We start from the raw sequence: 20,977 nt of genomic DNA on the forward strand, positions 1-20,977 counted from the left end.
GCCGTCATGTGGCGGTGCAGCAAAGCTGCGCGACCGCCTGCCGCATCAACAGGCAACTTGCGTGGCGGGGGACCGTAACGAGCGCCGTTCGGGCTTGTCAACGCCGACGAGCGGCTAGGCGTCTCCGGTCTCGCGCGGCCCGTCGGCGATGCCGAGCAGCGGCTGGTCGCGGCGGCGCAACATGACGACCAGCACGGCCCCCATCGCAAAGCCGCCGATATGCGCGTACCAGCCGACCGAATCGTCCGACGCGGTGAGGGCCTGGAAGAGCTGGAAGGCAAACCACACGCCGATGGCCCAGTAGGCCCGCAGCCGAAGCGGGATGCGCGCGAAGAAGAGGCCCCACAGCCGGACGCGCGGATGCAGGATGAGATAGGCCGCGACGACGCCCGAGACCGCGCCCGAGGCGCCGACGAGCGGCCGTTCCGAGCCGGGGACGGCGAAGGCATGCGCTAGGCCCGCCGCGGTGCCGCACAGGAGGAAGAACAGGATGAAGCGGGCGTGCCCCATCGCGTCCTCGACATTGTCGCCGAAGACCCAGAGGAACAGCATGTTGCCGGCGAGGTGCAGGAAGGAGACGTGCAGGAAGAGGCTCGTCAGCAGCGTCGCCGGCTCCGGCACGAGCGGCAGCCCCTCCGGCAGGGAAAGGGCGCCGAAGAGCACGCCCGGAATGACGCCGAGCCCGGCGATGGCCCAGTCCGCCGGCAGGATGTCAGGATCGGCGAGAATCAGCAGGTAGCCGAGAATGCAGATGACGAGGAGCGCATAGGTGGCGTAAGGCGCCCTGAGATTGCGCATCGGCACGCCATCGTGCAGCGGCACAAACATGTGGAGCGCTCCGGCCCGGGGACGATCGGCGGCAGCGCCGCTCCCGGTACGCTCAGCGGTTCTGCCCGGGTATCCATAGCACGTCCGCCGCGCCCTTGTCGTTGGCGTAGCGTGCGGCGACGAAGAGGAAATCCGACAGGCGGTTGAGATATTTGACGACCGCCGGCGTCACCGGCTCGTCCGCGCGCGCGGCGAGCGCGGTCGCCTGGCGCTCGGCCCGCCGGCAGACGGTGCGGGCAAGGTGCAGCGCCGCCGCCGCTGGGCTGCCGCCGGGCAGGACGAAGGAGCGCAGCGGCGACAGATGCGCGTTCAGCTGGTCGATCTCACCTTCGAGCCGCGCCACCTGCGCGTCGAGGATGCGCAGCGGCTCGTAGGGCAGCGGCTTGCCGTCGTCCGGCGTCGAGAGATCGGCCCCGAGATCGAACAGGTCGTTCTGGATGCGCGCGAGCATGGCATCGAGCTCGGCATCCGCGCCCGTGTGCAGCCGCGCGAGCCCGATGCAGGCGTTCGCCTCGTCCACCGTGCCGTAGGCCTCGACCCTGAGGTCGTACTTCGGCCGCCGCGCGCCCGTGGCGAGGCCCGTGGTGCCGTCGTCACCGGTGCGGGTATAGATGCGGTTGAGGCGGACCATGGCCCCTCAGAAATGGTAGCTCAGCTTCGCACCGACATTGGTGAGGCCGCGATTGTCGTCGCACAGCCCGCCGTTGGAAAGATGCTCCACGGTGGCCAGCACGCTCCAGTTGGCGTCGAAGCGATAGCCGATGGACGCCGCCTCGCGGAACAGGAACCGGCAGCCGAGGGCGTCGCGCCCGTCCGGCACCACGTCGCCCACCTTGCCGTTGTGCACGGCGCCGCCGAAATCGAGTTCGATGAACAGCGCGTCCGTGATGTCGGCATGCCAGTTGAGGCCGGCGAAGACATAGCTCGTCTTGCCGCCGGTGTTGACGCTGACGCCGGCGTTGAAGGCGGGCAGCAGCATGTCGATGAGCGGATCGGGATTCGACCAGGGCTTGGCAAAGACGATCTCGCCCATGATGTCGACCGAGCCGTCCTCCTTGCCGCCCGGGTCGTGCGCGAGCACGCCGAGCCGCAGCTGCGAGACGAAGCTCGACAGGCTGTGGGACGTATCCGGAGCCTGGTAGATGGCCGGGGCGGGCGGCTCGAGGAGATCGGCGGCCTGCGCCGGAAGGCCCCAGAGGAACACGGCCGGCAGGAGAAGAGCAGCCCGAATGGAGCGGAGCAGGATCATCGGCACCAACGTCGCGAATGCCAGAAATGACAGGCGACCCGGGACGGAGCCTGCCAGCGAGGAGCGAACCAGCACCCCTCCCGCTCAGAGGCATGCCTGATCGTGATGAAATGGCATAAAGCGGAGCTGATCGCCGGGCAACCCTGAACCGGACATGGTTAGCAAAGTCTTACGCCAGTGTTGCAGATCTGCTGCGGTCGCCGTCAGAAGCCGCGCATCCACACGACGAGCATGATGATGATGATGGCGAGAAACTGCAGCAGCACCCGCAGGCGCATCAGGCGCTGCGAGCGCTCGGGGCTGCCCCCGCGCAGCATGTTGAAGAGCCCGAGGACGAGGACCACGGCGACGATGCCGACGGCCACGGAGACGAGTGTATTGGCGGTCATGTCTGTGCTTTAGAGCTCCCTTGCGCCGCCTCCAACCCCGCCCGCGCGGCAAGGCGCAGCGACCGATCGTCTCGCCGCTGCGTCCGGGATCGGCCTTCGTCGGTCAATTGCGACGCAGGAGGCGCTCCAGATAGTCGATTTCCTCGCCCGGCCGCGTCGGATCGCCGAGCCGCCGGCGCAGTTCGTCGAGAATGCGCCGTGCCCGCACCGCCGCTGATTCGTCCGCGCCCGGAATGCGCACGCGGCCGTCGGACCAGTCGCGATTGCGCGTCGGCCGGCCGAGGGGATCCTCGTTGCGCGGCCCGCCGGGGCCTGTCGCGCCCTGCTGGGGCGGCCCGTCGGAGCCGTCGGCCTGCTGCGGCTGGCCGTTGCCCTGCATCTGCTGGGCGAGGCCCTGCGCGCCGCGCTGCAGGGCATCGAGCGCCCGTCCCTGGGCATCGACGGCATCGCCGCTCTGCCCCTGGCCGAGCTGGCCTTCGGCCTCGCGCATCGCCTCCTCGGCCTCGCCGAAGCCGGGCTCGTCCTCAAGGCCGAAGTCGCGCATCCGGCGCCGCAACTCCTCGAGCCGCTCGCGCAACGCCTGCTGCCGGTCGGTGAGCCCCTGGCCGTCCTCGCCCTGCTGGCCGTCCTGTCCCGGCTGCGCCTGCTGGCCCTGATTCTCGCCTCGCTGACCCTGCTGGCCGCGCTGGCGCTGTCCGCCCCTGTTCTGCTGCGACCACGGCGCGCTCTGGCGATAGGTGTCGTCGCGCAGGTTGCGCTGGTCGCGCATCATCTCGTCGAGCTCGTTGAGGGAGCGGTTCATTTCCTGCGAGAACTGGTCGCCGCCCTGGTTGGGCCGCGCGGTCTGCAGGTTCTCCAGGATATTGCGCAGTTCGTCGAGCAGGCGCTGCGCGTCCGCCGTGGCGCCCTGCCGGGCCAGTTCCTCGAGCCGGTTGAGGAGGTTGTCGAGGTCCTGCGGCGTCACGGTGCGCGCATTGGCGTCCGGCCGCGCCTGGTTGGTCTGTCCGGGATTCTGCTGCATGCGCTGGGCGAATTCGCGCAGGAAGTTGTTCATCGCCTGGCGCAGTTCGTCCGTCAGGCGCCTGATCTCCTCCTCGTCCGCCCCGCGCTCCAGCGCCTGGCGCAGCGCCTCTTGGGCGGCGCGAAGATCGCGCTCGGCCTGCGACATGCCGCCGTCCTCGATCTGCAGCGCCATTGCCCACAGCAGTTCGGCGACGTCGAGGAGCTCTTCGTCGCTCTTGGCGGCAGCAAGGCGCGTGGAGGCGAGGCCGAGGCCGACATAGATCCCGAGCTCCGGCGTGAAGTCTTCCGGGGCGATGAGCAATGCATCGAGCGCCGTCTGCACCCGGTTGCGCTCGTCCGGCGCGAGCACGAGGTTGCGGCGCTGCTCGACGAGCGCCTTGGCGAGCGGCTTGGTGAAGGGCCGCTGCGGTAGCACGACGGTCTTCGTCTCGCTGCGTCCTTCCTGGCCCGCGTGGTCGCGGGCGACCAGCGTCATGGCCACGGTGGCGCCGGCCCAGGGGCTCGCGGACAGATCGTTCGTGGTGCGCGTGTCCTCGTCCGCCGCCGGGTCGATCGGCAGGGCGAGCGGGATGCGCGGCGGCGGCACCAGCGTACGTGCGCCCTCGCGTCCGAGCGGCGCGACGAGCGCCTCGGCGGTGTCGATGCCGTAGTCGTCGCGCATGCGGTAGGTGAGGGTGATGCTGCCGCGCGAATTGTTCTGCGGCTCGCCGGAGAAGGCGACCGTCGGCACCATGTCCGGCGTCGCCTCGATGACCACCCGGCTGGTGCCCGCCTGCGACGAGACCACGAGTTCGTCGTCCGCCTTTACCGTGAAGCGATGCTCGGTGAGCCCGGCGGGTGCGCCCCCGGCCGGCTTCTCGACGCTCGCCAGGCCACGGCCGGCGGAGACGGAAAGGTCGGCACTGCCGGCCGCCCGCACCACGACCGTGCTGCCGACGGGCGCCTTGGCCTGGCGCACGTCGCCGCCGCGCAGGTCGAGCAACAGCGGCGGCAGGCGCGTGTAGTGCGGCGGGTCGATCCAGCCGTCGATGCGGAAGGCCGGGCCGGTACCCTGCGGCGTCTGCCAGTCGAAGGCGGTCGTCAGGCGCGGCACGACGTCCGAGCCTGCGGCGATGAGCGCCGCCGCGAGCACGACGATGAGGCTGCCGCGCACGGCGAAGGGGTCGCGCGCCGCCATGCCCGGGCGCGGCGGCGCGACGCGCATCGAATCGATCGCCGCAGCGGCGCGCTGCCGGTGCGCGTCCCACAGGGCGAGGGTGCCGGGGTCGCTCGGCGTGCCGGCGAGGCTGTCGGCGAGCGCTGCGGCGGGCCGGTGCGGCGCCGGCGAATCGCGGTCGATGCGGGCGAGCGCGCGCTGCCGCGTCGGCGGGGAGATGCGCAAGAGCGGGACGAGCGAGGCAAGCAGCACCAGGGCGGCAAGGCCGACCCCGTAGGGCCGCGCGCCCGTGGGCAGCATGTCCCAGAGGCCGAGGAGCGACAGGATGAGGAAGACGATGACGGTGCCGAGCGGCCACCACAGGGCGGGCCACAGCGCTTCCCACCACAGGACCAGCCGGGCGCGCGTCGTCAGCGCGCGGAGCCGTTCATCGATCATGGGCCGTGCACGTGCGGGCACTCGTGCCGGGCTTTCGCTCATGCGGGTTCTCCACGCGCCGTCTCCGGCACAATGCCCCCACCGGCACGAAGGTTAACATGCCCGGGCGCGACGAGAACCCCGTCTCACGCCGATTTGTGGTTGAGCCAGCCGGGGATTCGGTCGAGGGCGATCATCTCCGCGACGCTCGGGCGCGGCCGCACGACGGCGGCATCGCCACCCCGCACCAGCACCTCCGGCACCAGCGGGCGGGTATTGTAGGTGGTGGCCTGCACCGCCCCGTAGGCCCCCGCCGTCATGACGGCGATGAGGTCGCCCGCCTTCACCTCCGGCATCCGGCGCCCGAGGGCGAGGTAGTCGCCGCTCTCGCACACCGGCCCGACGACGTCGGCCTTGATCTGTCCCGCATCTGGGGCCTGCACCACCGGGATGATGTCGTGGTGCGCCTCGTAGAGGGTCGGCCGGATGAGGTCGTTCATGCCGGCGTCGACGATGACGAAGGTCTTGCCCTCGCCGTGCTTCACGTAGACCACGCGCGTCACGAGGATGCCGGCGTTGCCGGCGATCATGCGGCCGATCTCGAAGACGAGCTCGAGGCCGAGGCCCCTGGTGTGGCGGGTGATGACCTCGGCATAGGCCTTCGGATCCGGCGGCGGCGGATCGTCGTGGCGATAGGGAATGCCGAGGCCGCCGCCGAAGTCGATGTGGTGCAGCTTGTGGCCCGCCGCCATCAGGTCGCGCGCCAGCTCGGCGAGCAGGGCTGCTGCGTTGTCGAACGGGGCAAGATCTGTGATCTGGCTGCCGATATGCATGTCCACCCCGCGCACGGCGATGCCGGGCAGGGCGGCGGCATGGGCATAGACTTCCCGTGCGCGGGAGATCGGGATGCCGAACTTGTTCTCGGACTTGCCGGTCGAGATCTTGGCGTGGGTCTTCGCGTCGACGTCCGGATTGACGCGCACCGAGATGGGCGCGACCTGGCCGCGCGACTGCGCCACTTCGGACAGGGCCTCGAGCTCCGGCTCCGATTCGAGGTTGAAGCACAGGATGCCGGCGTCGAGCGCCGTCGCCATCTCCTCCTTCGTCTTCGCGACGCCGGAGAAGACGATCTTGTGCGCCGGCACGCCGGCCGCGAGCGCGCGGGCGAGTTCGCCGGCCGAAACGATGTCCATGCCGGCGCCGAGATCGGCGAGCGTCCTGAGCACCGCCTGATTCGAATTGGCCTTCACGGCGTAGCAGACGAGTGCCTTCTCGCCGGCGAAAGCCTCCGCGAAGACGCGGTAGTGCCGGCTCAGCGTCTCGGTGGAATAGCAGTAGAACGGCGTCCCGACCTCGGCGGCGAGACGGGTGAGGTCGACGTCCTCGGCATGGAGAACGTCGTCACGGTAGGAGAAGTGGTGCATGGCCGGACGGGCCGCCGAAGCGGCCGCTCTTTCAAAGGATGGCGTCGAGGAAGAAGGGCTCGTTGGGACGCGGCTGCGCGACCGGCTGTTTCCTCGGCGTGCCGACGGGTGAGGGCGTCAGGCTCGCACCGCCGGTCGAGGTCTTCTCCTCCTGCGCCGGGGCGTTCGGGTCCGGCGGCAGTTCGAGCGCGCCGCGTCGGCCGCAGGCGGCAAGCGCAAGCGCGACGGCGAGGACGACGGCAAGGGAACGGACGGTGGGCAGCGGTGACGGCACGAAGGCATTCTCCGGGAAAACGGCGCGCACTATAGCGGAAGGATCGCGAAGCGCGAGCCCCAAACGCCGGCGATGGTACTGTCGCGCGGCCGAAGGCGCGATCCGCCACCTGCGCCCATCGGCCACGTCTTCGTGAGCGGCGACGGTCTGGATTTCGCCGCCGGCGCGCACTAATGCGCCCATGAGGTGATTGAGGAGAGGTGACAGACCCATGGCCGAGACCACGCCGCTCATCCGCCGGCCGCTGTTCGTCGTAGCCGTCCTCGGGGCCGCGGTCCTCGGGGTGGGGCTTGCCCTCACGACGGGCCGGCTCGTCGGCGGCAACGACGCTGCAGCCGCCCAGTGCGAGATGGCGCAGGCGACGCTCGACCGGCTGCGCCCGCTCGCCAAGGGCGAAGTGGCGGCCGTGAAGGTGCCGTCGACCCCGCAGGCCCTGCCGGCACTCGCCTTCGACGGGCCGGACGGCAAGCGCCTGACGCTGGCCGATTTCAAGGGCCGCACCGTCCTTCTCAATCTCTGGGCCACCTGGTGCGCGCCGTGCCGCCAGGAGATGCCGGCGCTCGACGCCCTCGAGGCCGACCTCGGCGGCGCCGATTTCGAGGTCGTCGCCGTCAATATCGACACGCGCGACCCTGAGAAGCCGCAGGCCTGGCTGAAGGACGCCGGCATCACGCGCCTCGCCCATTATCGGGACCCGGAAGCGAAGATCTTCCAGGAGCTCAAGTCCGCCGGCAAGGCCTTCGGCATGCCGACGACGCTCGTCGTCGGGCCGGAGGGCTGTGCCGTTGCCGAACTCGCCGGCCCGGCCGAGTGGCATTCGGACGACGCGGTGGCCTTGATCAAGGCAGCGCTCGGCCGCTAGCCGCCTTCGCCGGGGCGTGCCGCGAGGCAGGGATCGAGGATGACGAGGTCCTCGTCCGCCCGCTGGTAGCCGCCCGTCACGGCGACGACCTCGCCCGGCTGCATGCCGTTGGTGGAATAGGTGACGCAGAGCACCCGGACGTCCGGCTCCGTGCAGATGCCGAGATAGGCCAGCGCCCCGTCATGCTCGACGAGCGACAGCGGCCCGACGGCTCCGAAGTCGATGCGGGCCGTCTCCTCCGGATCGGGCGCGTCGCGGATGAGGTCGCGGATCTCGTGGCAAGCGGCCGGTTTCGCCGGCGGCGCATCGGCCGCGGCGAAGGGGCTCTCGCCCTTGTCCCGGGCGAGGCTTCCCGGCGCGGCGGCCAAGGCCAGCAGAAGGGCCGCAGGAAGCGCTGCACTTTTCGGCATGTGCACCTCCGTCGCGTCGTAGCCAGGGAAAAGGCACATGAAAAAGGGCACGCCGCTGTGCGACGTGCCCCGTTGCGTTTCGCTATGCCGCGCGTCAGCCCTTCTCGGGCACGCGCACCGCGATGCCCTTGTCGCTGAAGTGGCCCTGCAGCTCGCCCGACTGGAACATCTCGCGCACGATGTCGCAGCCGCCGACGAACTCGCCCTTCACGTAGAGCTGCGGGATCGTCGGCCAGCTGGAATAGTCCTTGATGCCCTGGCGGATGCCGTCGTCCTCGAGCACGTTGACGCCCTTGTAGGGCACGCCGAGGTAATCGAGGATCTGCACGACCTGGCCGGAGAACCCGCACATGGGGAACTGCGGGGTGCCCTTCATGAAGAGCACGACGTCGTTGGTCTTGACCTCGTTGTCGATGAAAGCGTGGGCGTTGCTCATGATCTTTCCCTGTTCGCGGGGCTCGTCCGTCGACCCGCGGTTCGGCATCAATTGTCGGGTGCGGCCGTCGTCAATGCAAGGGCGTGGAGCGCCCCGCCCATGCGGCCTTGCAGCGCGGCATAGACCATCTGGTGCTGCTGCACGCGGCTCTTGCCCTTGAACGACGGCGAGATCACCGTCGCGGCGTAGTGGTCACCATCGCCGGCGAGATCGCGAATCTCCACCGTCGCATCGGGAAGATGCGCCTTGATCAGCTCTTCGATCTCGTGCGCGTCCATTGCCATTGCCGCAGCCCCTTCCCTTGTCCCGCCGTGCCAGTTCAGGCGATTTGACCCGCCATGTAGTCCGGCAGCCATGATTCATGCGCCGTTTTGAGGCGTTCCAGAGATATGGGCGCCTCGCCCGGCAGGGTCAACGCCTCGCCGCCGGTGAGGCCGACGGGCAGGGCCGGCACGCCGGCCTCCGCCGCCCTGGCGAGGACCGCCTCGGCCTCGTGCGCCGGCACGGCGAGGACGTAGCGCGCCTGGTCCTCTCCGAAGAGGAAGGCGTGGGCGGAGAGGCCCTCCGGCACGGTATCCACCGTGCAGCCGATGCCGCTCGCCATCGCCATCTCGGCGAGCGCCACCGCGAGGCCGCCGTCGGAGCAGTCGTGCACGGTCCTGACGCGTCCGGCGCGGATGAGGTGGCGTACGAAATCGCCGTTCCGCTTCTCGACGGCGAGGTCGACCGGCGGCGGCGCGCCCGCTTCGCGCCCGCAGATGTCGCGCAGGTAGAGCGACTGGCCGAGCCAGCCCTTCGTCTCGCCGATGAGGATGAGGGTCTCGCCCACGCCCTTGAAGGCGACGGTGGCATGCACCCTGACGTCGTCGAGGAGGCCGACACCGCCGATGGTCGGCGTGGGCAGGATGGAGCGCCCCTGCGTCTCGTTGTAGAGCGAGACGTTGCCGGAGACGACCGGGAAGTCGAGCGCCCGGCAGGCCTCGCCGATGCCGCGGATGCAGCCGACGAACTGGCCCATCACGTCCGGCTTCTCCGGGTTGCCGAAATTGAGGTTGTCGGTGACGGCGAGCGGCAGGCCGCCGACCGCCGTGATGTTGCGCCAGGCTTCCGCCACCGCCTGCTTGCCGCCCTCGACAGGATCCGCCTCGCAATAGCGCGGCGTCACGTCCGTCGTCATGGCGAGGCCCTTCGGCCCGTCGCCGACGCGCACGATGGCGGCGTCGCCGCCCGGCGTCTGCACCGTGTTGCCAAGGATGAGGTGGTCGTACTGCTCCCACACCCAGCGCTTGGACGAGAGGTCCGGCGTGCCGACGAGCTTGACGAGCGCCTCGCCGTTCGCCATCGGAGCCGCCACCGTCTCGGGCGGCAGCACGGGCTCGAAGGCGTTCTGGATATGCGGACGGTCATAGAGCGGCGCCTCGTCGCCGAGCTCCTTGATCGGCAGGTCGGCCATCACCTCGCCCTTGTGCCTGACGACGAAGCGCAGGGTGTCCGTCGTCTTGCCGATGACGGCGAAATCGAGCCCCCACTTGCGGAAGATGGCCTCGGCGATGTCGTGCTTGTCGGGGTCGAGCACCATGAGCATGCGCTCCTGGCTCTCCGACAGCATCATCTCGTAGGCGCTCATGCCTTCCTCGCGGCAGGGCACGGCGTCGAGGTCGAGCTCGATGCCGAGGTCGCCCTTGGCGCCCATCTCGACGGCCGAGCAGGTGAGGCCGGCCGCGCCCATGTCCTGGATGGCGATGACGGAGCCCGAGGCCATCAGCTCGAGGCAGGCCTCGAGCAGCAGCTTTTCGGCGAAGGGATCGCCGACCTGCACGGTCGGGCGCTTCTCCTCGGAATTCTCGTCGAACTCGGCCGAGGCCATGGTGGCGCCGTGGATGCCGTCACGGCCCGTCTTCGAGCCGAGATAGACGATCGGGTTACCGACGCCGGTCGCCTTGGCGTAGAAGATCTCGTCCGCCTTGGCGATGCCGACCGCCATGGCATTGACGAGGATGTTGCCGTCGTAGCGCGAGTGGAAGCCCACCGAGCCGCCGACGGTCGGCACGCCGAAGGAATTGCCGTAGCCGCCGATGCCGGCCACGACGCCGGCGACGAGATGGTGGGTCTTCGGGTGGTCGGGAGAGCCGAAGCGCAGGGCGTTGAGCGCGGCGACAGGCCGCGCGCCCATGGTGAAGACGTCGCGCAGGATGCCGCCCACACCTGTCGTCGCGCCCTGGTAGGGCTCGATGTAGGACGGGTGGTTGTGGCTCTCCATCTTGAAGACGCAGGCGAGCCCGTCGCCGATGTCGATGACGCCGGCGTTCTCGCCCGGGCCCTGGATGACCCACGGCGCCTTGGTCGGCAGCGTCTTCAGGTGCAGGCGTGAGGACTTGTAGGAGCAGTGCTCGTTCCACATCGCCGAGACGATGCCGAGCTCGGTGATCGTCGGCTCGCGGCCGATGAGGGCCACGAAACGCTCGTATTCGTCGGGCTTCAGGCCGTGCTCGGCGACGAGTTCGGGCGTGATCTTTGGCTCGTTCGGGATCATCTCGGTTTCCGCTTGGGCTCGGTCGAAAAGCGCTCGCCCGGCCATAGCCTTTCAGCCCCGCCGAGGCAATCGCCGCGACGGCGAAAAGGTCCGCGGCCGCCTCCGGCGCACCATTTTGGCACAGCGGCAGCGGCACGGAATTCGCGATCCGTTCACCAACAGTAGTGCGTGGGGAGCGGATCGAATGGCCATGGGATGGATTGGAAGCTTTTCGGATGGTCTGCGCAAGCGCGCCGACACGCTGCTTGCAGCGGCGCGCATCCTGTGGCCCGTGCTCCTGCTCGCGCCCTGCGGGCTCGTGGCCGAATATGCCCGCGCCGCCAACGTGCGCTTCGACATGCAGAGCGTCCTCGACGCCACGGCCCGGCAATTGGTCCACGAGGCGGGGGAGCTCGACCAACTGGCCCTGGAGCGCCGGGCCGGCCAGATCTTCAGGGCGAATTTCTACGGCCTCGGCGTGACCTGGGTGGAACAGGTCACGGTCGAGAAGGATCTGGCGACGCGCACCCTCACCGTCTCGGCCGCGGGCCGTGTCGAGACGGGCGTGCTGGGCCTCTTCCGCTACGAGACCATGCCGGTCACGGCTGCGACGCGCGTGTCCTGGGCAATGTAAGCCTGGGCGATGTAACCCGGGCCGCGGCCGCCGCGGGTCACGCGGCGGCGAGGCTTTCGAACAGGCCGCGCCCGTCCACACCGCCGACGAGGTCGTCGATGAGGTTCTCGGGGTGCGGCATCATGCCGAGGACGTTGAGATCCTCCGAGAACACGCCGGCGATGTCGTTGAGCGAGCCGTTGGGGTTCGCCGCGCGCGAGACGTTGCCCGCCGCGTCGCAATAGCGGAAGGCGACGCGCCCCTCCGATTCCAGCTCGTGCAGCGTCTCCTCGTCGCAGACGTAGTTGCCCTCGCCATGGGCGATGCAGACGTCGATGACCTGGCCGACATGGTAGCGGTTGGTGAAGGCCGTGTCCGCGCGCGCCACCTTGAGGTGCTGGCGCCGGCAGATGAAGTGCAGGTCGGCGTTGCGCATCAGCACGCCCGGCAGGAGGCCGGATTCGCACAGGATCTGGAAGCCGTTGCAGATGCCGAGCACGAGCCCGCCGCGCCCCGCATGCGCACGGACCGCGTCCATGATCGGCGCCCGGCTGGCGATCGCGCCGCAGCGCAGATAGTCGCCGTAGGAGAAGCCGCCCGGCAGCACGGCAAGATCGGTGCCCGCCGGCAGGTCGTGGTCGGCGTGCCAGGCGGAGACGACCGTGGCGCCGGCCTGTCTCAAGGCGCGCGCCACGTCGCCGTCGCGGTTGGAGCCGGGGAAGGTGATGACGGCCGCTTTCATCGCCGCTTACTCCGCGAGCTCGATGCGGTAGTTCTCGATGACGGTGTTGGCGAGCAGGCGCTCGCAGGCGTCGCGCAGCACGCTCTCGGCCTTCGCCTTGTCCGCGCTCTCCACCTCGATGTCGAAGACCTTGCCCTGGCGCACCGTGCCGATGCCCTCGATGCCGAGGGACTTGAGGCCGCCTTCGATGGCCTTGCCCTGCGGGTCGAGCACGCCTTGCTTGAGGGTCACGGTCACGCGGGCTTTCATGGTTCAGGTCTCCGGCACGGGGAAATGGAAACGGGGGCCAACGGCCCCCGCTTAATCAAAATCGCGCCTTGCGGCAACTTCTAGCGCGTCACTGCACCAGACGCGGGCCGCCGTGGCCGGGCCGCTCGTTCTCGGTAAGGATGCCGAGACGGCGGGCGACTTCCGAATAGGCCTCGATCAGGCCGCCCATGTCCTTGCGGAAGCGGTCCTTGTCCATCTTGTCGTTCGACTTGATGTCCCACAGGCGGCAGGAGTCGGGCGAGATCTCGTCGGCGACGACGATGCGCATCATGTCGCCTTCCCACATGCGGCCCGTCTCCATCTTGAAGTCGACGAGGCGGATGCCGACGCCGAGGAAGAGGCCGGAGAGGAAGTCGTTGACACGGATGGCGAGCGCCATGATGTCGTCGATCTCCTGCGGCGTCGCCCAGCCGAAGGCGGTGATGTGCTCTTCCGAGACCATCGGGTCATTGAGCGCATCGTTCTTGTAGTAGAACTCGATGATCGAGCGCGGCAGCTGCGTGCCTTCCTCGATGCCGAGGCGCTGCGACAGCGAGCCCGCGGCGACGTTGCGCACCACCACCTCGAGCGGGATGATCTCGACCTCGCGGATCAGCTGCTCGCGCATGTTCAACCGACGGATGAAGTGCGTCGGCACGCCGATGTCGTTGAGGTTCTGGAAGATGTATTCCGAGATGCGGTTGTTCAGAACGCCCTTGCCGTCGATAATCTCGTGCTTCTTGGCGTTGAATGCGGTCGCATCATCCTTGAAGTGTTGAATGAGCGTGCCCGGCTCGGGGCCCTCGTAGAGCACCTTTGCCTTGCCCTCGTAGATACGACGGCGACGGTTCATCGGCGTATACCGTGTTTTGAGAAAGTCCATCGGGGGTGCCGTGGCTCCATACAAAAGGTCCGCGGCTCGAAGCGGGCGGGGACCGGTTCGAGGCTCTTTGTGCTTGCGGACATAGCCCTCGCCCGCGAGGCGCAACCTAGCCGATTGCGCACTGAAGCACAACGACTGCGCCCGCGTTGCGGACGCGCCATGGGCCATCACTCACCTTCATGTGGGGCGTTGCCGCATGCGTTGCAAGCGAGCACCGTCCGGTGTCTGATGGAAGGAAAGTGGAGGAGGCGCGATTTGAGCCCGATTTGGGCTGGCGCTTCAGCGTCGTGCCATCTATATCGCCGCCTGAGCGACCGCATGAGGGAGAGTTGAGCCCGATGACGACCTTCGACAAGCGCGAAGAGGCCTTCGAGAAGAAGTTTGCGCACGACGAGGAGCTGCGCTTCAAGGCGACGGCCCGGCGCAACAAGCTGCTCGGGCTCTGGGCGGCGCAGCAGCTCGGCAAGTCCGGGCCGGACGCCGAGGCCTATGCCAAGAGCGTTGTTCTCGCCGATTTCGAGGAAGCGGGCGACGACGATGTCTTCCGCAAGGTGCGGGCCGATTTCGACGCCGCCGGCGTCGGCCAGTCCGACCACCAGATCCGTCGCACCATGACCGAGCTGATGGCCCAGGCCATCGAGGAAGTCAAAGGCCAGTAAGGCCGCCGCTGCTGCCGACTTGTGGGGGGACGCCATGTCGATCCATGGGGATTTCGCCAGCCGGCTCGCTGCCGGCGAGCCGCTGTTCTCCGCCTGGGTCGGCAGCCGGGAACCGGCGGTCGCCGCCGTGCTCGCCCGTGAGGCCTTCGACCTCGTCACGCTGGACATGCAGCACGGCGCCGTCGACATCGACGCCGCCATCCGCGGCATCCAGCTCGTCGCCGGCGCCGGCAAGCCGGCGGTCGTGCGCATCCCCGTCGGCGATTTCCAGGCGACCTCGCGCATGCTCGACGCCGGCGCCGCCGCCGTCATCGCGCCGATGGTGAATTCCGCCGCCGATGCGCGGGCCTTTGCGGCCTTCGCCAAGTTCCCGCCGCTCGGCGAGCGCAGCTGGGGGCCGCATGCGGCGCTCGCGCTGTCGGGTCTGGCGCCGAAGGACTATCTCGCCCGCGCCAACGGTCTCACCGGCGCGGTGGCGATGATCGAGACGCGGGCGGCGCTCGACGCGCTCGACGACATCCTCGCGGTCGAGGGCATCGATGCCGTCTTCATCGGCCCGTCCGACCTGTCGATTGCCCTCAGCGGCGGGCGTGAGCTCGAGCCGGAATCGGCGGCCGTCGACGAAGCGATCGACCACGTGCTTGCCCGCGCCAAGGCGGCCGGCAAGGCGGTCTGGGCCTATGCGGGCTCGCCGGAGCGCGCGGCGGCCTTCGCGCGCAAGGGCATCGTCGTCTCCGCCATCGGCAGCGACACGGTCTTCCTGCGCCAGGGCGCGCAGGCGGCGCTCGCGGCTGTCGGGCGCTGATCAGGCCGGGTAGGGCAGGCCGAAGGCGCGCGCGAGGAACAGGCCGCCCTGGCGCAGCCCCTCGCCGTCGATGCCGTGCCCGATGCCGGGCGACAGATGCCACTCGGCCGGTACCTCGAGGCTCGACAGGGCCTGCGACGAAAAGAACAGCGCCTCGACCGGGATGACCTCGTCGGCATCGCCGTGCACCAGCAGCACCGGCGGCCGGGCGCGGATCTCCTCCCGCATTTCCTCGGGCGCCGCGCCGCTCGGCCCCACCAGCATGCCGGAATAGCCGACGATCGCGGCCGGCGCTTTGCGCCGCCTGAGGCCCACGTGCAATGCCATCATGGTGCCCTGGCTGAAGCCGACGAGGGCGAGCTGGTCCTCGCTCAGCCTGTGCCGCGCCAGCTCGGCATCGAGGAAGGCGTCGAGGCCGGGCCCGGCATGATTGACGCCGCGCCAGCGCTCGTCCGGATCGCGGAAGGTGAGGGGAAACCACTGCCGCCCCATGGGCGACATGCCGCAGGGCTCCGGCGCGTGCGGGGAGACGAAGGCCGCGTCCGGCAGCCAGCGCTGCCACTGGCGGCCGATGTCGATGAGGTCGTTGCCGTCCGCGCCGTAGCCGTGCAGGAAGACGACGAGCTGGCGCGCGGTGCCCGATCGCGCGGCAAGGCGCGGCCCATCTATCGTTCGCTGGTCCATGTCGTCGTCCCGTGCGGCTCGTGGTGGCATTTCCCGCTGATTAGCGAATCGTGCCGGCACGGTCGAGCGATTCGCGTCGGCTCACGTAGCGTCGGCGCCGAGCACCGGCGCACCCTCGCGGCCCTGGCGCGCGATGCGGTAATAGGCCCACAGCACCCGTGCGGCGACACCGCGGAAGGGTTGCCAGCGTTCCTCGGCGATGGCGCGCAGCGCCTTCTCGCGCGGGCGCTCGTCGAGCGCGAGCGCAAGGCGCGCGGCCTCCTGCAAGGCGAGGTCGCCGGCCGGGAAGATGTCGGGATGACCGAGGCAGAAGAGGAGGTAGATCTCCGCGGTCCACGGGCCGATGCCCTTCACCGCCGTGAGCGTGGCGATGGCCTCGTCCGGCGCCATCGCGCCGAGCGCCTCGATCGGCAGATGCCCTTCGGCGATGGCGAGGGCGACGGCGCGCAGGCCGCGCATCTTCGGGAGCGAGAGCCCGCAGGCGCGCAGATCCGCATCGCTTGCAGCGAGGAAGGCGAGGGACTCGAGCGGGTCGAAGCGCGCCGTGACCCGCGCCCAGATGGCATTGGCGCTGGCGACGGACACCTGCTGGGCGACGATGATGCCGGCGAGCCCGGCAAAGCCCGGATCGCGCAGGCGCAGCGGCGGCCGCGCGCCGGCCTCGACCAGCTCGCCGATCAGCGGGTCGGCGGCGATGAGGCCGGTGAGGGCATGGTCGAGCGCCGTCTCGCCGTCGATGATGCGCGGCATCGGATAACCTCGGCATGATTCGAATCGTGGTCGTTTCATCATGACGCATGCGGCAGTGGGGGCGAAGACGACACCCGTTTTGCGCTTTGCGCCGAGCCCCAATGGCTTCCTCCACCTCGGGCACGCCTATTCGGCGCTGCTCAACGCGGCGCTCGCCCGCCGGCTGGGCGGGCGCCTGCTGCTGCGCATCGAGGACATCGACCCGACGCGCTGCCGCCCGGAGTTCGAGCAGGCCATCTACGAGGACCTCGCCTGGCTCGGCCTTGCATGGGAGGAGCCGGTGCGCCGCCAGTCGGATCACATGGACGACTACGGGGCGGCGCTGGCGAAGCTGCGCGAGATGGGCCTCGTCTATCCGTGTTTCGCCAGCCGCCAGGAGATCCGGACGGCCATTGCCGAACGGGAGCGCACCGAGGGCCGGCCCTGGCCGCGCGATCCCGATGGGGCGCCGCTCTATCCCGGCCTCGCCCGGCGGCTGCAGGCCGGTGAGGTCGCCCGCCGTCTCGCCGCCGGCGAACCGCACGCCCTGCGGCTCGACATGGCGGGGGCCCTGGGCCGCCTTGCAGCATCCGGTCGCGACCTGACCTTCGTCGCCTTCGATCCCGACGGTGGCGAGCGGGTCGTCTCCGCCGATCCCGCGCGCTGGGGCGACGTGGTGCTCGCGCGCAAGGAGGTGCCGACAAGCTATCACCTGTCGGTGGTCGTCGACGACGCGCTGCAGGGCGTGACGCATGTCGTGCGCGGACGCGACCTCGAGGCGGCGACCGATGTGCACCGCCTCCTGCAGGCGCTGCTCGGCCTGCCGGCGCCGCGCTACCACCACCACGACCTCGTTGTCGACGAGGCCGGCCTCAAGCTCGCCAAGAGCCGCGGCTCGCCGGCCCTGCGCGATCTCAGGGCGGCAGGGGTGGGCGCGGACGAGATCAGGCAGCGCCTCGGCTTCCCTCTCTGAGCTCTGAAAACCGGGCTTTAGCCGGCGCCGAGCACCGTGAGCCACAGGATCGTGCTCGCCAGCGCGAAGCCCGTCGACATGGCGATGGAGCCGGAGGCGATGGCAATGCCGCAGCGATAGCGCTCGGCGAGGAGATAGGCGTTGATGCCGGAGGGCGAGGCGGCGAACAGCACGGCGACGCCCGCCCAGGTCGGCGGAATCTGGAAGACGTGCAGCGCCAGCACATAAACGATGAAAGGGTGCACCAGGAGCTTGAGCACCGTGATCGTGCTCGCGAGGCCGATGCCTTCGCCGAAGCCGTAGCGCCGCAGCGCGACGCCCATGGCGATGAGCGCGCAGGGCACGGCCGCCTCGGCGATGGGGTTGATGAGGGCCCAGGCGACGTCGGGCAGCCCGCCCGGTAGGAGCCTCGCCAGCGAGCCGAGGATGACCGCGATGACGATGGGATGGGTGATCAGCCGCCGCGCGATGGTCAGCGGCGAAGTGCCGCGCCCTTCGACGAGGATGGTGGCGATCGTCATCATGATGGGCAGGTGGATGGCGATCAGCAGGAAGAGCGGAACGGCGCCCTCGTCGCCATAGGCCTCGAGGATGAGCGGGATGCCGACGAGCACGGTGTTCGACTGCGCCGCCGAGAAGCCGGCGACGGCCCCCTCCGTCTCCGTGACGCCGAACAGGCGGCGCGCGATGACGGTGGCGAGCACCCACACGACGGCGACGCCGCCGAAATAGGCGAGCCAGTAGCCCCAGGGCTGCACCTCCGGCAGGGTGGCCTTCGCCAGGGTGCGGAAGATCAGGCAGGGAATGGCGAGGGCATAGACGAAATCCGACAGGCCTTCGCCGGTGCGGTCGTTGAGCAGGCCGATGAAGCGGGCGAGGAAGCCGACGGCGATGAGCCCGAAGATCGGCAAGACGAGCAGGAAGACGGAGAGCATGGCCTGACCGGTCGGAGAAGCTGCGCGACCTTGGAGCGGGGGCGCCGGACGGGCTAGGCGCGCAGGCGCAGGGCTGCCATGCGGGCGCCGGAGCGGCTCAGCCGCCCTCGGCCATCTGCACGCCCGTCTCGGCCCGGCCGCGCAGCTCGCGGATCTGGTCGCGCTGGCGGCGGAACTCGGCGAGCGCCGTGCCCTCCAGCTCGCGGCCGCGCGGCACCTTGATCTTCATCGGATTGACGAAGTGGCCGTTGACCAGCACCTCGTAGTGCAGGTGCGCCCCGGTCGACAGGCCCGTGTTGCCGACATAGCCGATGACCTGGCCCTGGCGCACCCGGCTGCCTTCCTGGATGCCGCGGGCGAAGCCCGACTGGTGCGAATAGGTGGTGACATAGCCGTTGGCGTGCTGGATCTCGATGCGCCGGCCATAGCCGGAGCTCCAGCCGGCCTTGATCACGACGCCATCGCCGGCGGCGAGGATGGGCGTACCGGAGCGGTTCGCCCAGTCGACGCCCGTGTGCATCTTGGAATAGCCGAGGATCGGGTGGCGCCGGGAACCGAAGCCCGAGCGCATGATGCCGTCGGTGATCGGCTTGCGCAGCAGGAACTTCTTCAGCGAGCGTCCGTCCTGGTCGAAATAGTCGATCGCGTTGTCCTGCGGCGACTGGTAGCGGTAGACCGCCCGCCGCTCGCCGCCGACCGTGAGTGCGGCAAACAGGACATCCCCGCCGGCCGTGCCGTCGTCGTCGGCCATGAACAGCTCGATCGAGTCGCTCGATCCGACGCGGCGCTGGAAATCGACGTCATAGGCGAAGATGCGGATGAGGTCCTGCACCACGGAGCGCGCGATGCCGTTCTTCTGTGCCGTCTCGTAGAGGCTCTCGTAGAGACGGGCGCCGCGCGCACCGCGCCCGCCGGTATCGTCCTCGCCTTCCTCGTCGGTCTCCTCGCCCGTCTCGGCCGAGGCGGTGGCGAACTCCTCCTGCGGCAGCGACACCGGGACGAAGCGGCCCCTGTCGTCGAGGGCGGCGATCGCGGCGATCGACTGGGAATCGAGGATCATGACACGCACGATGCGGCGCGGGCCGCTGCCGTCGGCATTCGGCGCAAGGAGCAGGCGCACGTTCTGGCCTTCGCGCAGGGCCTTGACCACTTCGCTCCCGAGCGCGGCGAGAATGGCCGCCACCTGCTCCTGGTCGGCGCCCTCCGCGGCGAGGATGTCGGCCAGCTTGTCGCCCTTCCGCACGGCGATGATCTTCTCGTCGGTCGCGGCGGAGCCATCGCCCGCGCTCTGCCTTTCGACGATCGTGACGTTCTCGGGCACGACGCGGATGTCGAGCTCCTTGAACGGGGCGTCGATCGGATTGGCATAGGCAAGGGCGGGACTCGCCAGCGCCACGTGGCGCAGGGTGCGCGACAGCATCAGCTGGGCCGGTGCGGTCAGCGACGGCTCGCTGCGGACGCTGACGGTCAGGCGCTGCTCCTCGGCCAGCTGCGCGAGGGCCTCCTCGTCGCTCAGGCCCGGCGCATCGGTGTCGATGCCGATGTCGTCGAGATCCCGGCGCACGAAGGAGACGTCCGCGTCGGCGTCGGAGGGGGCCGGCTCCACCTCGGCGAGGCGCTCGGGCGCCTCCTCTCCCTCGGCATAGAGCTTGAGCGGGTTGAAGGGCGGGACATCGGAGGCATAGACGCCTGCCGTCTGCGACAGATTGGTGGCAAGGCGCAGGAAGGGCCTGACCTTGATCACCTCGCGGTCGCCCACCCGCATGGTCATCGGCGCCTTGATGGTCTGCTTGGCGGCGACGAAGAGCTCGGTGCGCACGAGCTTGTCGCCCTTGACGATCCGGCTTTCGCCCGCGGGGCTCTCGTCGGTCCCGCGGACGATCTCGCGTGCCCGCTCGGGCAACTGCGCGAAGATGGTGTCGCCCTGCAGCGTTATATAGATGGCTGCGCCGAGGAGGGCGGCGCCGCTGACACCGGTGAGGATGCTGGCGGCGAGCCAGCGCAGGCTGAAGCTGCGGCGGTCGCCGTGCGGCGAGGTCTGGCCCTCGGGGTCGATGGGCGGCTCGTGGCCGAGGTCGACCAGCACGATCGGGCGCTCGCGTCGCGCACCTTCGACGCGTACGGGCGTCCGCGGCTGGGCGGCGGCCGTAGGCGACAGGAAGGCTCCGCTGCCCTCGGGCATGTGGTCGATCTTCATGCTCTCGTGTTCGTCCCCTGGCACCAGAAGCTTCTTGCCGCCGGCCGGCGAACGCGTCTGCGTTCAACCTGCAGTCCGTCTTTTGCCGGTGACGAACCGGCAAATCAACCGGAACCTGCAAAGCGCCGCTGTTGCAAGAGGCAGCTGCGTCGCCTGTTTGCGCAGACAGTATGGTCGAAGTGCGGCGGGCCGGCGAGGCGAGGGCAGGCAAGGCGTGTGGCGACTTATCCCCAGGGGGCGGGTGGCGGCCGTCAAAAAAAATTCATGGGCCGTGTTGACAGGGGAAATCGACCCGACCTATATAAGCCCCACAACGGCGCTGCCGCTGACGGCGAGCGGCGCCAACCGCTTCCTCTGAAAGACGGGTTCATCCACCCGGCCACGGTCGGGATGGATGCTTGTGCTCCTGAGGTTGCGGCGGCATCACTGGATGCATCGCTCTTTGACATTGTAGAGAGAGGAAGAGAAGCGTAGGCGGCGGTATTTTTGCGGCCTGGCTGACTGGAGTGCCTTTCGGGGTGTTCTGGT

At 69.5% G+C, this 20,977-nt stretch carries 23 protein-coding genes; 5 read left to right on the top strand and 18 right to left on the bottom strand.

Annotated features, from left to right (window positions below; all coding sequences use genetic code 11):
• Positions 1-114: 114 nt before the first annotated feature.
• From GGR16_RS24865 to lptM, 7 genes are all read right to left on the bottom strand, one after another.
• Positions 115-828 carry a rhomboid family intramembrane serine protease gene (locus tag GGR16_RS24865; protein WP_019402209.1) on the bottom strand — a complete coding sequence of 238 codons (714 nt, stop codon included), beginning with the start codon at positions 826-828 and terminating at the stop codon, positions 115-117.
• Between the two features lie 52 nt (positions 829-880).
• Positions 881-1,459 carry a cob(I)yrinic acid a,c-diamide adenosyltransferase gene (locus GGR16_RS24870; protein WP_019402208.1) on the bottom strand — a complete coding sequence of 193 codons (579 nt, stop codon included), beginning with the start codon at positions 1,457-1,459 and terminating at the stop codon, positions 881-883.
• Between the two features lie 6 nt (positions 1,460-1,465).
• The gene (locus GGR16_RS24875) at positions 1,466-2,077 is read right to left on the bottom strand and encodes an acyloxyacyl hydrolase (protein ID WP_019402207.1); all 612 of its coding nucleotides are present in this window, start codon (positions 2,075-2,077) and stop codon (positions 1,466-1,468) included.
• 203 nt (positions 2,078-2,280) lie between these two features.
• Positions 2,281-2,466: a twin transmembrane helix small protein gene (locus tag GGR16_RS24880; RefSeq protein ID WP_019402206.1), complete on the bottom strand. Its 186-nt coding sequence runs from the start codon at positions 2,464-2,466 to the stop codon at positions 2,281-2,283.
• Positions 2,467-2,569: 103 nt separating this feature from the next.
• Positions 2,570-5,083: a TIGR02302 family protein gene (locus GGR16_RS24885; RefSeq protein WP_183318804.1), complete on the bottom strand. Its 2,514-nt coding sequence runs from the start codon at positions 5,081-5,083 to the stop codon at positions 2,570-2,572.
• A 125-nt stretch (positions 5,084-5,208) separates the two neighbouring features.
• Complete coding sequence (lysA, locus tag GGR16_RS24890) at positions 5,209-6,486, bottom strand: diaminopimelate decarboxylase (protein ID WP_183318806.1); 1,278 nt, start codon at positions 6,484-6,486, stop codon at positions 5,209-5,211.
• Positions 6,487-6,517: 31 nt separating this feature from the next.
• A complete protein-coding gene (gene lptM / locus GGR16_RS26340) occupies positions 6,518-6,760 on the bottom strand; it encodes an LPS translocon maturation chaperone LptM (protein WP_245258888.1) in 243 nt (80 codons plus the stop codon).
• A gap of 211 nt (positions 6,761-6,971) precedes the next feature.
• Between lptM and tlpA the strand changes: the two genes are divergently transcribed.
• Complete coding sequence (tlpA, locus tag GGR16_RS24900) at positions 6,972-7,622, top strand: thiol:disulfide interchange protein TlpA (protein WP_183318808.1); 651 nt, start codon at positions 6,972-6,974, stop codon at positions 7,620-7,622.
• Here tlpA and GGR16_RS24905 read toward each other — a convergent pair.
• From GGR16_RS24905 to purL, 4 genes are all read right to left on the bottom strand, one after another.
• The gene (locus GGR16_RS24905) at positions 7,619-8,032 is read right to left on the bottom strand and encodes a hypothetical protein (protein ID WP_019402200.1); all 414 of its coding nucleotides are present in this window, start codon (positions 8,030-8,032) and stop codon (positions 7,619-7,621) included. The two genes, tlpA and GGR16_RS24905, sit on opposite strands and share 4 nt — an antisense overlap.
• A gap of 94 nt (positions 8,033-8,126) precedes the next feature.
• Positions 8,127-8,468, bottom strand: a complete 342-nt coding sequence (gene grxD, locus GGR16_RS24910; RefSeq protein WP_026015135.1) for a Grx4 family monothiol glutaredoxin — start codon at positions 8,466-8,468, stop codon at positions 8,127-8,129.
• A 47-nt stretch (positions 8,469-8,515) separates the two neighbouring features.
• Positions 8,516-8,752 carry a BolA family protein gene (locus GGR16_RS24915; protein ID WP_026015134.1) on the bottom strand — a complete coding sequence of 79 codons (237 nt, stop codon included), beginning with the start codon at positions 8,750-8,752 and terminating at the stop codon, positions 8,516-8,518.
• Between the two features lie 35 nt (positions 8,753-8,787).
• Positions 8,788-11,001, bottom strand: coding sequence for a phosphoribosylformylglycinamidine synthase subunit PurL (gene purL / locus GGR16_RS24920; protein ID WP_183318809.1), 2,214 nt, complete (start codon positions 10,999-11,001; stop codon positions 8,788-8,790).
• Between the two features lie 190 nt (positions 11,002-11,191).
• On the opposite strand from purL, the gene GGR16_RS24925 reads away from it, so the two are divergent.
• Complete coding sequence (locus tag GGR16_RS24925; RefSeq protein WP_183318811.1) at positions 11,192-11,614, top strand: hypothetical protein; 423 nt, start codon at positions 11,192-11,194, stop codon at positions 11,612-11,614.
• 37 nt (positions 11,615-11,651) lie between these two features.
• Here GGR16_RS24925 and purQ read toward each other — a convergent pair whose 3' ends face one another.
• The 3 genes from purQ to purC all read right to left on the bottom strand — a co-directional run bounded on the left by purQ (position 11,652) and on the right by purC (position 13,467).
• A complete protein-coding gene (gene purQ, locus GGR16_RS24930; RefSeq protein ID WP_183318813.1) occupies positions 11,652-12,335 on the bottom strand; it encodes a phosphoribosylformylglycinamidine synthase subunit PurQ in 684 nt (227 codons plus the stop codon).
• Between the two features lie 6 nt (positions 12,336-12,341).
• Positions 12,342-12,584: a phosphoribosylformylglycinamidine synthase subunit PurS gene (purS, locus tag GGR16_RS24935; RefSeq protein WP_026015133.1), complete on the bottom strand. Its 243-nt coding sequence runs from the start codon at positions 12,582-12,584 to the stop codon at positions 12,342-12,344.
• 88 nt (positions 12,585-12,672) lie between these two features.
• Entirely contained in the window at positions 12,673-13,467 is a 795-nt protein-coding gene (gene purC, locus GGR16_RS24940) for a phosphoribosylaminoimidazolesuccinocarboxamide synthase (RefSeq protein WP_019402193.1), read from the bottom strand.
• 338 nt (positions 13,468-13,805) lie between these two features.
• Here purC and GGR16_RS24945 point away from each other — a divergent pair, with 338 nt between their 5' ends.
• Both GGR16_RS24945 and GGR16_RS24950 read left to right on the top strand, forming a co-directional pair.
• Positions 13,806-14,126: a DUF1476 domain-containing protein gene (locus GGR16_RS24945; protein ID WP_019402192.1), complete on the top strand. Its 321-nt coding sequence runs from the start codon at positions 13,806-13,808 to the stop codon at positions 14,124-14,126.
• Between the two features lie 34 nt (positions 14,127-14,160).
• Positions 14,161-14,931 (top strand): HpcH/HpaI aldolase family protein, encoded by a 771-nt coding sequence (locus GGR16_RS24950; protein ID WP_026015132.1) that lies wholly within the window; start codon positions 14,161-14,163, stop codon positions 14,929-14,931.
• On the opposite strand, the gene GGR16_RS24955 is transcribed toward GGR16_RS24950, so the two are convergent.
• Complete coding sequence (locus GGR16_RS24955) at positions 14,932-15,615, bottom strand: alpha/beta hydrolase (protein WP_183318815.1); 684 nt, start codon at positions 15,613-15,615, stop codon at positions 14,932-14,934.
• Between the two features lie 81 nt (positions 15,616-15,696).
• Positions 15,697-16,365, bottom strand: a complete 669-nt coding sequence (locus GGR16_RS24960) for a DNA-3-methyladenine glycosylase family protein (RefSeq protein ID WP_183318817.1) — start codon at positions 16,363-16,365, stop codon at positions 15,697-15,699.
• A 40-nt stretch (positions 16,366-16,405) separates the two neighbouring features.
• Here GGR16_RS24960 and gluQRS point away from each other — a divergent pair, with 40 nt between their 5' ends.
• The gene (gene gluQRS, locus GGR16_RS24965) at positions 16,406-17,317 is read left to right on the top strand and encodes a tRNA glutamyl-Q(34) synthetase GluQRS (protein ID WP_183318819.1); all 912 of its coding nucleotides are present in this window, start codon (positions 16,406-16,408) and stop codon (positions 17,315-17,317) included.
• 17 nt (positions 17,318-17,334) lie between these two features.
• Here the strand turns inward: gluQRS and GGR16_RS24970 are convergent, their stop codons facing one another.
• Both GGR16_RS24970 and GGR16_RS26555 read right to left on the bottom strand, forming a co-directional pair.
• Positions 17,335-18,252, bottom strand: coding sequence for an AEC family transporter (locus GGR16_RS24970; protein WP_019402187.1), 918 nt, complete (start codon positions 18,250-18,252; stop codon positions 17,335-17,337).
• Between the two features lie 97 nt (positions 18,253-18,349).
• A complete protein-coding gene (locus GGR16_RS26555; RefSeq protein WP_183318821.1) occupies positions 18,350-20,473 on the bottom strand; it encodes a peptidoglycan DD-metalloendopeptidase family protein in 2,124 nt (707 codons plus the stop codon).
• Between the last annotated feature and the right edge of the window lie 504 nt (positions 20,474-20,977).

This window comes from Chelatococcus caeni (genome assembly GCF_014196925.1).
In the GTDB taxonomy this organism is placed as follows: Bacteria; Pseudomonadota; Alphaproteobacteria; order Rhizobiales; family Beijerinckiaceae; genus Chelatococcus_A; species Chelatococcus_A caeni.